This is a genomic window from Rhodobacteraceae bacterium M382 (assembly GCA_025141015.1).
GTDB classification, from domain to species: domain Bacteria; phylum Pseudomonadota; class Alphaproteobacteria; order Rhodobacterales; family Rhodobacteraceae; genus Aliisedimentitalea; species Aliisedimentitalea scapharcae.
On sequence record CP081101.1, the window covers coordinates 25,643 to 37,654 of the forward strand.

A 12,012-nucleotide genomic window follows, 5' to 3' on the forward strand; every position below is an offset into this window, starting at 1 on the left:
GGAAATCATCCTCTCCAGCACACACCAAAGCGGGGCTCGCGAAAACTGAGGAAAATTCAGGTCAGACCAAAGGTTTTCTAAGGTTTCCCCCAAGGCAAAAGGGTTGAAGGGCTCTGAACCAAAACAGGTCCTGTGTTGCGATCAAATCCCCAGAGTTTCCATGCGCTGTTGAATGTCCTTTATGCTGACAAGGCGATCGACCCAGTCCTGTGGTGGACCATGAACCGCGCCCAGCACACCCCCAAGCAGGATTGCACGACCACAGGAATCACCCCCGGCCCGAATGTTGCGACGGATGGCATCTGTGTAAGTCGGAGCGGTCAACAGGGTATGAACCACGCTGGGTAGACCAAAGGACAGCTCGCACGCCATGCCAATATCGGCAGTAAAGTCTTCGGTGCTTTGATCGGTAGCGGCGCAGGCGGCCTCCAAAGTGGCGCGAATGGAGGTATCCGCGACTGCGAGCCCGGCGTTCACGGCCTGGCGGGCGTTGTGACCATCGCGGGCGGCGACCAGCATTGCGGTTGCAACCTGTCCATAAACCTCGGCGATATCCGTGTTGTTTGTGGTGCGAATAGCGGCCACGGCATTGCGTTCTTGCCCGGCGGCGATCAATGCCGGCAGCTTTGCCACCGCGGGCAACTGTGTGTCGTCTGCTCCAGGACAGGCAGAATCCCCCGTCTTTCGGGCCATCAGGTTTTTCAGAGTTTCGCGGGTGGCGTGGTCAATATACCCCTGATAACTCCCGCCGTCGCTAAAATGGCTCAGAAACGCCTGTTCGTAGTGGGTTTGGTTGTATCGCCCTTCTGATGTCGCAAGTGCGTGCAACATGACCATCAGCTGTTCGCCGTATTGGGTCAGATCGCCAGGTGCCTTGGACGGGTGTGCGAAATAGGACGGGATCCCGTCATAATCTTGCCTGGTGGTGATGCAGAATTCCGGTTTTGCCCCCCCTACGGCACGAATGCGCGGTTGATCATAAATCCAGTGCAGCCCCAGGGATGCGGCATCCCCGACCAGTGCGCCCAAAATCATGTCGCGATTTTTGCTCATCCCGCCTGTCTCCTATCCCTGCACCGCACCGCGGTCAGCATTCAGTTTCTGTCCGGTAATGTTAACGGCCAGCGGCGATGCGAGGTAGAGGTACGAAAGCGCAACATCTGTGGCGGATTGAACACCCGGCAGGGATTGATCATTGCTGATTTCGCGCGCAACCTCTTCCGCAGAGATGCCACGGTCGCGCGCAATTTCCTTTAGAGTATTCAACGCAGGACCGGTCATTACCCAACCCGGGCAGACCGCGTTGACCCGAATCCCGCGGGGACCCAATTCATGCGCCAACGTGCGCATGAACCCGATATTGGCGTGTTTGGAGGCGACATACGCACCCAGCTCCGGCACTGCCGTGCTGCCCCAAATTGATGCAGTGATGATAATACGTCCTCCGTCCCGCATCAGCGGAACAGCAGCGCGGGTGGAAAGATAGGTGCCCACCACGTTGATATCTATGACGCGGCGAAACGTGGCTTCGGCATCGGCGCTGCGATCATCAATAGGGGTCACAGCTTCTAGACCCGCGTTGGCGACAAACACATCCAATGCCGGGATCTGGCTGAATATGGCGTCTACCCGTGCGCTATCGGTAATGTCACAGGTCCAGCCGGTGACGGATTGTCCGGTTTCCCCGGCCAAGGTGGCCGCAGCATCATGTACATCCTCTCCTTGTGACAGAATGTGAACCGTTGCGCCCTGGTGGGCAAAGGAGTGGGCCACGCCATATCCGATGCCTCGGCTGGCACCTGTCACCATGACGGTCTGCCCGCTGAAATCGAGCCCGCGAATGTCTTGCATGTTCTGTGTCTCCGACAAAAAAGGACGGTGCCGGCCAGAGCCAGACACCGTTTGAGTTCAGGGAGTATGTCTTACCAGGTCAGTCCTGCGGCCGGTCGGGATGGAAACCAGCTTTCGGGTTCGGGATAGTCCCAATCATCGGGAAAGACGTAGGTTTCAAACGTGGTGCCGGTGGCGTCCTGGGTATCGAAAAAGGCAAATGAATTGCGTCCTTGCCATTTGCCTGACTGCACCATTTCGAACCCGCGTTGTTCCAGATCAGCAATCCGTTGCTCCCACGGCATGTCATTGCAGTCATAAGCGATATGGTGAAAACCGGTTCCGTGCTGGTCCAGGAAATCCTGAAAGATGGATGGCCCCCACAAAGGTTGCATCAGCTCCCAGATCATGTTGCCAGATTTGGCAAAACACACCTTGAGCGCGAATTCGCAAGGGGTGCCACGATAGGTTTGATCCGTCACAGTTTCCGGTGAAAACGTATAGACGGCCCATGGACCAATGCCCAATTTGCACAAGCCTTCCATCGTTTTGATATGGTCGTCGGTGACGATGCACAATTCGACGACGTTGCCCAGAAAGGTATTGGACAACGTTTCATTGGTCACGACAGATGGCAGGGTGGACAGGTCCATGGGCCGGCTCCTTACTTTTCGGTACCGTCGACACCGGCGATGGCAAGATGCGGTAAAGGCATCACCCCAAGCTGGAAGAACAGGCCCAGAGTGTCTTCGTGATAGAGGTAGTCGGTGACTTTGCCGTTCGCGTCGAACTTGAACCACTCGGCACCATAAATGTCGACTTTGCGGCCGGTGCCGGGGATGCCGTAAAAGTCTCCCTTGTGGGTGCCGCGCAGGCGGAACCGGCTCATCACAGTGTTGCCGTCGGCGACCAGATCAATGGCGTCCTCATGGATGTCGGGAAAGGCGGCGCGCCAGAAATTCACCAGCGTCTTGAACCCTTCGCGGCCCGTAGGCCAGCCTTCGAGAAACTGGGCGTGGCTGACGTTCTCGTCAAAGATTTCGTCGATCTTGTCCATGTTGCCTTGGTTCCAGCAGATGCCATAGATATCGGCGACGGTCTGTTTGTTGCGATCCTGTTCGGTCATGTTGGTCTCCTGTTTCCGGTCGGGAGCACCGTGGCAACCAGACGGTGCCTGTGTCACCCGACGAAACCTCATGCCTGGGCTGAGGAGATTTCAGGCACTGTTTCAGGGAATCCCCGCTAACACTGCCGTCAGCCTCTTGGTTGGTGTCCGATGTTCCATCGACTCCGGCAGAGCGGCGATGACCGTGCGCAACGGCCCATCACACAAATGGCGGACAGGTCCGATCCCTTGTGGTTTCGGTCTACGGGAAAGGTTTGCTCAAACGCACCTGCGCCCCGCCCAAGGACAGAAAACCAAAACGTTCCAACTGGGAGGAACACGAAAATGACACTCAACACATTCAAGACCAGAGCCCGAACCGGCCTGTTGGCCTGTGCGATGGCGGCCTGTGGATTCACGGCAGCGGCGGACATTATCTCGTTGGGCGCGCCTATTCCCTTGACCGGGTATTTTGCTGCCGATGGTGTCACGATGGAGCAGGCGATCACCTTGGCGGTGGATGAAATCAACGCCAAGGGCGGTTTGCTGGGCAATGAAGTAGAAGTCGTGACCTTTGACATCGGCGATTTGACCCCGGACAAGCTGGCCGCTGCGGCTGCAAACCTGATCGAACGCGGCGGTGTCAGCGCGCTGATCAACGGCTATGGCGGTATGGGGCCGGACATTCCGGCGTTTTGTCCGTATGGCATCCCTTATATCCACAATGACGCTGTGATCGGCGTGATCGACCTGGCAGAACGTATGGGATGCAATGCCATCTTCAACGCGTCGGATGTGGATGTGAATTACGGCAAATCACAGTTTGATATGGTGCTGAATACCGGTCATGATTTTGGCACAAAACGTCTGGCCATTGTGCACGGTGATTTCGAATGGGACATCAACAATGCCAAATCCATGGCGGATGCAGCCGAAGCCGCCGGTTGGGAAGTCGTTTACGTTCAGGAAGTGCCGTATGACACCGTGGAATGGACGGGTATCCAGTCCCAGATCCGGGCAGCAGAGCCATCGCTGATTCATCTCGAAGCGCTCGAGCCTGCAGTCGCCACAACGTTTTTGTCGCAATACAAGAATAACCCAGCAGGCGAGGCGTTGTTGAATGTCGGCTATATCGGTGCAACCCCCGGTCTGGATGATGTGATTGTACAGGGTCAGGCCGAAGGCATCCTGACGTTCACTCTGAATGCTCATCAGGACAACGAAGCGGGCAATGCATTCGTCGAGCGTTGGAAAGACGCCTATGGCGCAGAACCTTCGGTCAGCCTGGCTGCCGCTGTATACGACATGGTCAACATGTGGGCCGCTGCCGTAGAACAGGTTGGCAATGCGGATGATCACGCCGCCGTCGCCAGTGCAATCCGAGACATGAAATATGACGGTCTGGTTGGCAAATTCGCCTTTAACGACCGCAACTTTATCGACAACGGGTCCGAGACCCAGCCCGCGCAGCTGTTCCAGGTGCAAAACGGCCAGCGCGTGCGCCTGGTCGTGGGTGACACCCGTGTGGGTGACATCGTGAAACCGTCGTGGATCCAATAACGATCCCGACGTCCGCCGCGCCTTTGCTCTCCCCCTTTTCTTGCAAAGGTGCGGCGTTGTTTTCTCTCGTTTTCCGTCACTCAGAGCCGGAAGGAGCCTCTGCATGACACAAATGTCTCTCACAAACGTCACGATGCAATTTGGACCGTTCCGGGCGTTGACGGATCTGTCGTTTGAAATTGAACGTGGTGAAATTCTGGGCGTTGCCGGGCCAAATGGAGCCGGGAAATCGACGTTGATGAATGTCTGTACCGGTGGGTTGCAGGCGACCCGTGGTTCCGTCGTGTTTAACGGGCAGGACATCACCGGGTTCAAGCGCCATTCCCGCTGTGGGCTGGGAATTGCTCAGACCTTTCAGATCCCGACGCTATTGTCGTCGGTCACGGTTGGTGAAAACCTGCTGGCGGGTCAGATCTTTGGGCACGAAGTTCGCGGCGCGGCGATGGACATTCCGCTGCGCGATATCCTGTATCTGACCCAACTGGAGGATCAGTTGACCCTGCCTGCATCTCAGGCGGATTTGTTGACCCGCAAGCGGATCATGTTGGGGGCGGCGCTGGCTACAGGCCCCGAGATCATCTTTATGGACGAACCCTTGGGTGGGTTGAACGCCCAGGAAATTGTCGAATTCCTGCAAGTGATCCGCCATGTGCGTGAAGAATTGGGCATCACCATTGTTATGGTCGAACACAAGACCCGTGCCCTGGCTGAGATCGCAGACCGCATTCTGATCATCAATTTCGGCGCGTTTGTCATGCTGGATACGCCCGGTGTGGTGCTGAATGACGACCATGTGGTCGAAATTTACCTGGGAAAGAAACACGATGCTTGAGGTGAGTAATATCAACGCCTTCTACAGCGATTTCCATGTGTTGCATGATGCGTCGCTGAAGGTGAACAAAGGAGAGTTGGTGGCTGTCGTCGGTGCCAACGGACATGGCAAAAGTACCCTGCTCAAAGCGATCTGCGGTTTGACCCCGGTGAAGTCTGGAAAAATCCGGTTCGCCGACCACGACACGACCAGCCGTCGCGCACCGCATCTGGTGTCGCAGGGGTTGGTTTATGTTGCCGAGGACCGACGGTTGTTTCCGGACATGACCGTGTTGGAAAACCTCCAATTGGGGGCCTATCTCGCGCAAGCGCGGGCACAGGAAAAACGCAATCTGGATCATGTGTTTTCGCTTTACCCCCGGTTGGCTGAACGGCGCCACCAACTGTGCCGCTCGCTATCGGGGGGAGAAGCACAGATGGTGGCGCTGGGGCGTGGGTTGATGTCGAACCCGACGCTATTGGCGATTGATGAACCGTCGCTGGGCCTGGCTCCGAACTTGACTGAAACCATGCTGCAAACCGTATCTCAGCTGAACCGCGACGGCCTGACGGTTCTGCTGGTGGAGCAAAGCCTCGCACTTTTGAAGGGCATGATTGATCGGGTTTACACAATCGAAGAAGGCACGGTCAGCGAAACGGACACCGACAACATGCAGGAGGTCCTATGACCCAGATCTTCGAAATTCTGCTGAGCGGGATCACCCAGGGCGCTGTGTATTGTTTGGTCGCGGTTGGGCTGTCGCTGGTCTATGGCGCATCGCGCATTTTGAACTTTGCCCATGGGTCGCTGTATTCTCTGGGCGGTTTTCTGGCGTGGTATCTCGTGGCAGGCGGGTTTGACCTGCCATTGTGGATGGCCGTGCTGATCATATTGCCGGTTCTGGCCCTGACCGGGATCGGGATCGAACGCGTGATCATCCGTCCGCTGCGCGGCTCTGACAACTGGAAGATCAATACAATCATGGTGACGCTGGGCCTGGCTTTTATCATTGAAAACGGCCTGCAGCTGGTGTTCGGCCCGGGCACCCGCACCATTGCGCCCTTTGTCGAGGGGACGTTGGAACTTGGGGGGATTACGCTGAGCTGGTACAAGGTTTGGATCTTTGCGATTTCGCTGATGTTGGTTGGGGCGCTGGAGTATTTTCTAGGCCACACCCGGTACGGCCAGGCCGTGCGCGCCGTCAGTCAGGACATGCAGGGTGCCAATCAGGTGGGGATCAACGTCAATCAGGTGTTTTCGTTCACCTTTGCGCTGTCGGTGGTTTTGACCGGGATCGCCGGTATCCTGTTGGCACCGGTGTTTCTGGTGTCTCCGTTGGGGGGATGGGCCCCTTTTCTCAAGGCGTTTGTGATCGTTGTTCTTGGTGGTTTGGGCAGCACCAAGGGCGCGTTCGTCGCGGCCTTTATCCTGGCCGTTCTAGAAGCGTTTGTCATTTTCTATATTGGCCCGAGCTGGGCCATGCCGGCCTGGCTGGTGATGTTGATCGTCGTTCTGATGGTCCGTCCAAAGGGTCTGTTCGGTGTGTGGGAGAACTGAGATGTCTGATTTTTCAAAACCCGATACGTCGATGATTGCATCGGTATTTACTGGCAAGGGGTTGGTGCGGGATTCGCTGGTCTTTTGGGCGGTGATCGCTGGGTTGGCGATGCTGGGTGCGGTGCTGGGGGACAGCTATGTCCGTCACATTTTTATCCTGGTGTTCATTTGGTGCATCGTGATTGCCAGCTGGGATCTGATTCTGGGGTATGCCGGGATTTTCAACTATGCCCAATTGGTGTTCTTTACATTCGGAGCCTATGGCTCGGCGATGTTGTCAATCTATGCCGGTTTCACGCCGCTGTTGTCCATCCTGAGCGCCGCCGCAATCGGTGCAGTGATCGGCGTGGTCATTGCGATTCCGAGCCTGCGATTGAAGGGCGAATATGTGGCGTTGTTTACTTTTGCCGTGCATCTGGCGCTACCGCCGCTCATCCAACAGGGCAAGGCGATTGGCATGGGTGGCAACACCGGATTGCTAGGTATCCCGTGGTTGAACCTGTTCGGCTTTCAGGTGTCGTCGATTGACAAGCTGACCTGGTATTGGGTTTCGCTGTTTCTGGGCGCGTTGTGTGTCTGGCTGATCTATTTCATCGTGTTGCGGGGGCGTATGGGGTTGGCCTTTGTCGCGATGCGGGATGCGGATACATTTGCTCAGGCAATTGGCGTCAACGAATATAAATACAAACTGTTGGCCTTTGTTGTATCTGCCGTTTTCACAGCCGTCGCAGGAGGGATCTATGCCCATTATACCAGCGTCGTAACGCCCAAGATTCTGGGGACCGAGTTTTTTCTGATGGCAATGGTCATGTTGGCCATTGGCGGAATGGGTCGGTTCCCCGGAGCGATATTGGGCGTATTCCTGGTGGTCATTGGCAATGAGCTGCTGCGCAGTTTTGATGACTATCGGCTGCTGCTGCTCGGAGTGGTCGTGGTGGTGACGGTAATATGCCTGCCTCGGGGGATTGCGGGGCTGTTTGAAAGACAATCAAAGCAGCCGTGAACCAATGGGGCCCGCCCGGTATCTGGCTGGCTCTATTGGTAATTCCGTTCAACCCACCGATCCAGCTGTGCCACGACCCGGCGCAGGGACGCCCCCCGATCCGTCAGGGTGTATTCCACATGTGGTGGAAAGATCTGGACCTGTTTGCGACTGACAAGTCCAAGGCCTTCGAGATCGCGCAACACGCCTGTGAGAACCTTTTGTGAGATGCCGGACAATCGGTTGCGCAACACATTGGTGCGCATCGCCCCATCGCCCAAGGCATCAATTGTCAGCAAAGCCCATTTGTTCGACAACTTTCCCAGAAAGACATGCGACGGGCAGCGGTCTGAAAAAACGTCGCCGATCTGGCAGGGTTCGCTGGTCTGATCGGCTGCCCCGGTTGGTGTCATTGGTCTGCTACCGAATTGGGGATCCCTTTTGCTCCGGCAAACACCACCAGAATGCGCACTGGCACATCGCCGGTATTCTGCCCATTGTGCGAGGTCGCTATCGCCTCATACACCGCCTCACCGGCTGTGTAAGTGCGGGTGCCATGTTCTCCATAATCCACGGTCAGCTCGCCTTCGAGCATGTAGCCCACCAATGGAACCGTGTGGTGGTGCCATCCGGTTTGCGCATTGGGCGGCAGGGTCACGATGGCGGTGGTGATTTGTGCGGGATCTGAGGGATAAGTGATTTCTTGCCCCAACACGGTTTCCCCTGCGGACAACAGCAGCTTTACCTGTGGTTTGGGGATCTCCTGGGCAACCAGAGATCCTGCGCTCAGACACAAAGCGCAGACAAAGGTGGTCAGGGTCTTCAAGGCGAGAACTCCAGCAAATCGGTCAATGTGACATTAGGTTGGTGAACTGTCTAACACCAAACACAATTTTCTGATGTCAGAAATTTCAGAACGCGGAACCGATAACTAATTATGATTCATTGTAAATCTGACTGTTCACGGCGTTTCACTCATGGGCTGAGCTTTTCTCAGTTGCTGGAATCCGGTGTGCGGCGATCCTGTGTACACAACCAGGCCCTCCAATAAGTGAGGGCCATACAGTGACCAACAGGAAGACCGACACAGTGACCGATCTAGCCAAACTCAGCGCGACAGAAACCGCCCTGGCCATCCGCGAACGCCGGGTGTCCGCCACCGAAGTCATGCAGGCCGCAATTGCCCGGATCGAAGCTGCAGATCCCAAGTTGAACGCTTTTGTGTTCACGTCATTTGACGAAGCATTGGACAATGCCAAAAAGGCCGACGAAGCCGTAGCGCGCGGCGATGCATTGGGCGCGCTGCACGGTGTGCCGACCGCGATGAAGGATTTGTTCGACTTCAAACCTGGCTGGCCCAGCACGTTGGGTGGCATTCCTCAGCTCAAGGAAAACATCGCTGACATGAAGTGCGGCTTTGTCGAGAGCATGGAGGCCGCAGGCGCGATTTTTGTGGGCAAAACCAACAGCCCGGCCATGGGTTTCCGGGGAACCACGGACAACGCGGCCTTTGGTCCGACGTCAAATCCGTTTGACACCACCCGCAATGCCGGTGGGTCGTCAGGTGGATCTGCGGCTGCTGTGGCCAGCGGTATGCTGGCCGTGGCCGAAGGCACCGATGGAGGTGGGTCGATCCGCATTCCGGCGGCTTGGACCAATACGGTTGGCTACCGCGCATCGGCGGGGCGCACGCCGCTGTTGGTGCGCCCCAACGCGTTTGCCAACACGTTGCCGTATATCTTTGAGGGCACCATCACCCGCAATGTCCAAGATGCCATCGTGTCGCTGGGCGTCTTGCAGGGTGCCCATCCGGGCGACCCGAATTGCTACGACATGGTCAATGATTTTGCCGATGCGGGCCTGCGCGGCATCAAGGGCATGAAAATCGGCTATAGCCCGAATTTGGATGTTTTCCCGGTAGAAGATGAGGTCAGGGATGTTGTCGCGGATGCTGTCAAAGCATTCGAGCAGGCCGGGGCCGAGGTCGAAGAGATCAAAATCGGCCTGACCCGGGATCAACGCGAATACAGCGACATCTGGTGCCGCCTGTTTGTACCCATCATGCGCCACAGTTTTGATGCGCTCAAAGCCAGCGGTCTGGATCTGCTGTCTGACGAACACCGCCATGGTTTGGCCCCGGATCTATTGGAGTGGGTTGAACGCGTCGGGCCGGGCTACAGCGCTGACGACCTGTTTCGTGATCTGTCGGTCCGCTCCGAAGTGTTCGACGCCTATCAGGCCACATTTGCCAAATATGATTTGATCGTCTCGCCGACTGTGACGGCAATGCCGGTGAAAAACACAACCGATGGCAATACCAAAGGTCCAATCCGGATCAATGGCATCGAAATAGATCCGCTGATCGGCTGGTGCCCGACGTTCCTGACAAACTTTACCGGGCATCCGTCGGTGTCCGTGCCTGCCGGGCTGGGGACATCCGGCCTGCCGGTAGGCCTGCATATCGCTGGACGTCGTCAGGCCGATGGCGACGTGTTGGCCGCTGCCGCCGCATTCGAACGTCTGCGTCCCTGGGCGCAGCACTATGACCGGATCGCGCTCTAACTCCCCGCGAACGGTTTCCTCCGGACCCGGCCCTCTGAACTCTCCCGAACTCTCCGGGGGTCGGGTTCTCTTTTGCCGAATGAAATCACCACTTCCAACAGGAGAACAAAGATGAAAAACACCTTCAAAGCCCTTGCGCTGTCCGCTGCGATGGTCGTCGGCGCCGCTACCGCCAGCTTTGCCGAAGACCGCCCGATCACCGATGCCGTGATCGTCGAATACCTGGAGTTCAACCTGGTTGATGGCTCCAACCCCGATGAATTCCTGCGCGAAACCCTGGCGATGGACGCGGTTCTGGAGGGCTATGACGGTTTCGTCGCCCGCCACCTGGCGCGCAACACCGACGGCTCCTGGGTCGAAGTCGTCTATTGGACCTCGCTGGAAACTGCTGAAGCCGCGTTGCCCCGTTTTGTCGAAGATCCGCGCACCAAGGGCTTTCTGTCGCTGGTCGATGGGGACTCGCTGTCAGTGAAATACTCCAACGTCTTTGAATTCTGATGATCTGGGCGGGGCGGCCCGGAGCTGCCTCGCCCCACTGATACAAACCGTAAAATCGCGGACCTCTTCCAACAGACCAACAGGGACAAACCCATGAAAAACATGACTAGAACCTTCGCTCTTGCGATGGGCCTGACCGTCGGCACGCTAGCCCAAGCCGCTGATATCAACGACGTCACGACCGAACAGGTGCGCGCCGCGGCGGCCAAGGCCTGTGAGGGTGGCAAAACCTACAAGGTCGCCTATAGCCATTCGGTTTCCGAGGTTGCGATCGTCAAGCAGGTGCGCCGGTTTGCCGATGCGCGCGCCGCGGATCTGGGCTGTGTGACAGTGCTGCATGACAACACGCAGGCCAATAACCTGGAACAGCAGATCAACGCCATCCAGGGCTGGATTACATTGGACGTTGACGCCATTGTTGTCTTGCCGATCGAACCCACTGCGTTGCAGCCGTTGAAACGCCAGGCGCAGGCACAGGGCATCAAATGGCTTACCTATCTGGGCAAGATGGACGGATCGGACGGATTCGTTGGGTTTGACCACGCGCAATCCGGTCAGATCGTGGCGCAGGCCGCCGTGGATTGGGCCAAGGCCAACAACGTCACAGATGCCAAAGCGTTGGTAACCACATTGACGCCGCTGCCACCTTTGGCCCCGCGTTGGACCGAAGTTACCCGAATATTTGCCGAAAACGGGATCACGGTCGTGGCCGAACAGGATGCCGCCGACCAGACCAATGGTCTGCGGGTGGCCGAAACCGTGCTGCAACAGCATCCCGATCTCGATATCATCATCGGCATGGCGGATGACGCCGCCGTGGGCGCGCTGCGTGCGATCAAGCTGAGTGGTGCCAATGGTGACGCGATGTTTGTTGGGGGTCAGGATGGCTCGCTCGAAGGGTTGTCTGCTGTGAACGACGGTGGGGCGTACCGCGCCTCTGCAGCGATCCTGATCAACGAACTTGGTGCTAATATCGTCGATCTGGCGCTGAATGCCGTGCGCGATGTCGAACCCAGCTTTGCCTATACCCCGACGGTTCTGGCCAGCAAGGCGGATCAGGCGTTGTTGGACAAGCTGCTCGCCAATTACGCCAACTGATGCGTCCCG

Annotated in this window: 14 protein-coding genes; 8 read left to right on the forward strand and 6 right to left on the reverse strand. The window is 57.1% G+C overall.

Features of this window, described 5'->3' with window-relative positions; genetic code table 11:
* Window positions 1–141: 141 nt before the first annotated feature.
* The 4 genes from K3727_22550 to K3727_22565 all read right to left on the reverse strand — a co-directional run bounded on the left by K3727_22550 (window position 142) and on the right by K3727_22565 (window position 2,956).
* Window positions 142–1,053 (reverse strand): ADP-ribosylglycohydrolase family protein, encoded by a 912-nt coding sequence (locus tag K3727_22550; protein ID UWQ93837.1) that lies wholly within the window; start codon window positions 1,051–1,053, stop codon window positions 142–144.
* A 12-nt stretch (window positions 1,054–1,065) separates the two neighbouring features.
* Complete coding sequence (locus tag K3727_22555) at window positions 1,066–1,851, reverse strand: SDR family oxidoreductase (protein ID UWQ93838.1); 786 nt, start codon at window positions 1,849–1,851, stop codon at window positions 1,066–1,068.
* A gap of 71 nt (window positions 1,852–1,922) precedes the next feature.
* Window positions 1,923–2,483: a VOC family protein gene (locus tag K3727_22560; protein ID UWQ93839.1), complete on the reverse strand. Its 561-nt coding sequence runs from the start codon at window positions 2,481–2,483 to the stop codon at window positions 1,923–1,925.
* 11 nt (window positions 2,484–2,494) lie between these two features.
* Window positions 2,495–2,956 (reverse strand): ester cyclase, encoded by a 462-nt coding sequence (locus tag K3727_22565; GenBank protein ID UWQ93840.1) that lies wholly within the window; start codon window positions 2,954–2,956, stop codon window positions 2,495–2,497.
* A 324-nt stretch (window positions 2,957–3,280) separates the two neighbouring features.
* Between K3727_22565 and K3727_22570 the strand changes: the two genes are divergently transcribed.
* The 5 genes from K3727_22570 (at window position 3,281) to K3727_22590 (ending at window position 7,866) form a co-directional block, all read left to right on the forward strand.
* Complete coding sequence (locus K3727_22570; GenBank protein ID UWQ93841.1) at window positions 3,281–4,495, forward strand: ABC transporter substrate-binding protein; 1,215 nt, start codon at window positions 3,281–3,283, stop codon at window positions 4,493–4,495.
* 103 nt (window positions 4,496–4,598) lie between these two features.
* Window positions 4,599–5,327, forward strand: coding sequence for an ATP-binding cassette domain-containing protein (locus K3727_22575; protein ID UWQ93842.1), 729 nt, complete (start codon window positions 4,599–4,601; stop codon window positions 5,325–5,327).
* Complete coding sequence (locus K3727_22580; GenBank protein UWQ93843.1) at window positions 5,320–5,994, forward strand: ABC transporter ATP-binding protein; 675 nt, start codon at window positions 5,320–5,322, stop codon at window positions 5,992–5,994. Before K3727_22575 ends, K3727_22580 begins: the two co-directional genes overlap by 8 nt.
* Complete coding sequence (locus tag K3727_22585) at window positions 5,991–6,863, forward strand: branched-chain amino acid ABC transporter permease (protein UWQ93844.1); 873 nt, start codon at window positions 5,991–5,993, stop codon at window positions 6,861–6,863. Before K3727_22580 ends, K3727_22585 begins: the two co-directional genes overlap by 4 nt.
* A gap of 1 nt (window position 6,864) precedes the next feature.
* Window positions 6,865–7,866, forward strand: coding sequence for a branched-chain amino acid ABC transporter permease (locus K3727_22590; protein ID UWQ93845.1), 1,002 nt, complete (start codon window positions 6,865–6,867; stop codon window positions 7,864–7,866).
* Window positions 7,867–7,898: 32 nt separating this feature from the next.
* On the opposite strand, the gene K3727_22595 is transcribed toward K3727_22590, so the two are convergent.
* The gene (locus K3727_22595) at window positions 7,899–8,258 is read right to left on the reverse strand and encodes a helix-turn-helix transcriptional regulator (protein UWQ93846.1); all 360 of its coding nucleotides are present in this window, start codon (window positions 8,256–8,258) and stop codon (window positions 7,899–7,901) included.
* On the reverse strand, window positions 8,255–8,671 hold the full coding sequence (locus K3727_22600; GenBank protein ID UWQ93847.1) for a cupin domain-containing protein: 417 nt from the start codon (window positions 8,669–8,671) through the stop codon (window positions 8,255–8,257). The genes K3727_22595 and K3727_22600 overlap by 4 nt, the downstream gene beginning before the upstream one ends.
* Before the next feature lie 263 nt (window positions 8,672–8,934).
* Here K3727_22600 and K3727_22605 point away from each other — a divergent pair, with 263 nt between their 5' ends.
* From K3727_22605 to K3727_22615, 3 genes are all read left to right on the forward strand, one after another.
* On the forward strand, window positions 8,935–10,407 hold the full coding sequence (locus tag K3727_22605) for an amidase (protein UWQ93848.1): 1,473 nt from the start codon (window positions 8,935–8,937) through the stop codon (window positions 10,405–10,407).
* A 111-nt stretch (window positions 10,408–10,518) separates the two neighbouring features.
* Window positions 10,519–10,905: a hypothetical protein gene (locus K3727_22610; GenBank protein ID UWQ93849.1), complete on the forward strand. Its 387-nt coding sequence runs from the start codon at window positions 10,519–10,521 to the stop codon at window positions 10,903–10,905.
* 93 nt (window positions 10,906–10,998) lie between these two features.
* Window positions 10,999–12,003: a sugar ABC transporter substrate-binding protein gene (locus tag K3727_22615; protein UWQ93850.1), complete on the forward strand. Its 1,005-nt coding sequence runs from the start codon at window positions 10,999–11,001 to the stop codon at window positions 12,001–12,003.
* The last annotated feature ends 9 nt before the right edge of the window (window positions 12,004–12,012 follow it).

Bases quoted from the DNA above. Each gene is read 5' to 3' on its own strand.
- K3727_22565 (UWQ93840.1), bottom strand. From the start codon at position 2,956: ATGACCGAACAGGATCGCAACAAACAGACCGTCGCCGATATCTATGGC.
- K3727_22550 (UWQ93837.1), bottom strand. From the start codon at position 1,053: ATGAGCAAAAATCGCGACATGATTTTGGGCGCACTGGTCGGGGATGCC.
- K3727_22585 (UWQ93844.1), top strand. From the start codon at position 5,991: ATGACCCAGATCTTCGAAATTCTGCTGAGCGGGATCACCCAGGGCGCT.
- K3727_22555 (UWQ93838.1), bottom strand. From the start codon at position 1,851: ATGCAAGACATTCGCGGGCTCGATTTCAGCGGGCAGACCGTCATGGTG.
- K3727_22575 (UWQ93842.1), top strand. From the start codon at position 4,599: ATGACACAAATGTCTCTCACAAACGTCACGATGCAATTTGGACCGTTC.
- K3727_22560 (UWQ93839.1), bottom strand. From the start codon at position 2,483: ATGGACCTGTCCACCCTGCCATCTGTCGTGACCAATGAAACGTTGTCC.
- K3727_22580 (UWQ93843.1), top strand. From the start codon at position 5,320: ATGCTTGAGGTGAGTAATATCAACGCCTTCTACAGCGATTTCCATGTG.
- K3727_22615 (UWQ93850.1), top strand. From the start codon at position 10,999: ATGAAAAACATGACTAGAACCTTCGCTCTTGCGATGGGCCTGACCGTC.
- K3727_22610 (UWQ93849.1), top strand. From the start codon at position 10,519: ATGAAAAACACCTTCAAAGCCCTTGCGCTGTCCGCTGCGATGGTCGTC.
- K3727_22590 (UWQ93845.1), top strand. From the start codon at position 6,865: ATGTCTGATTTTTCAAAACCCGATACGTCGATGATTGCATCGGTATTT.
- K3727_22595 (UWQ93846.1), bottom strand. From the start codon at position 8,258: ATGACACCAACCGGGGCAGCCGATCAGACCAGCGAACCCTGCCAGATC.
- K3727_22570 (UWQ93841.1), top strand. From the start codon at position 3,281: ATGACACTCAACACATTCAAGACCAGAGCCCGAACCGGCCTGTTGGCC.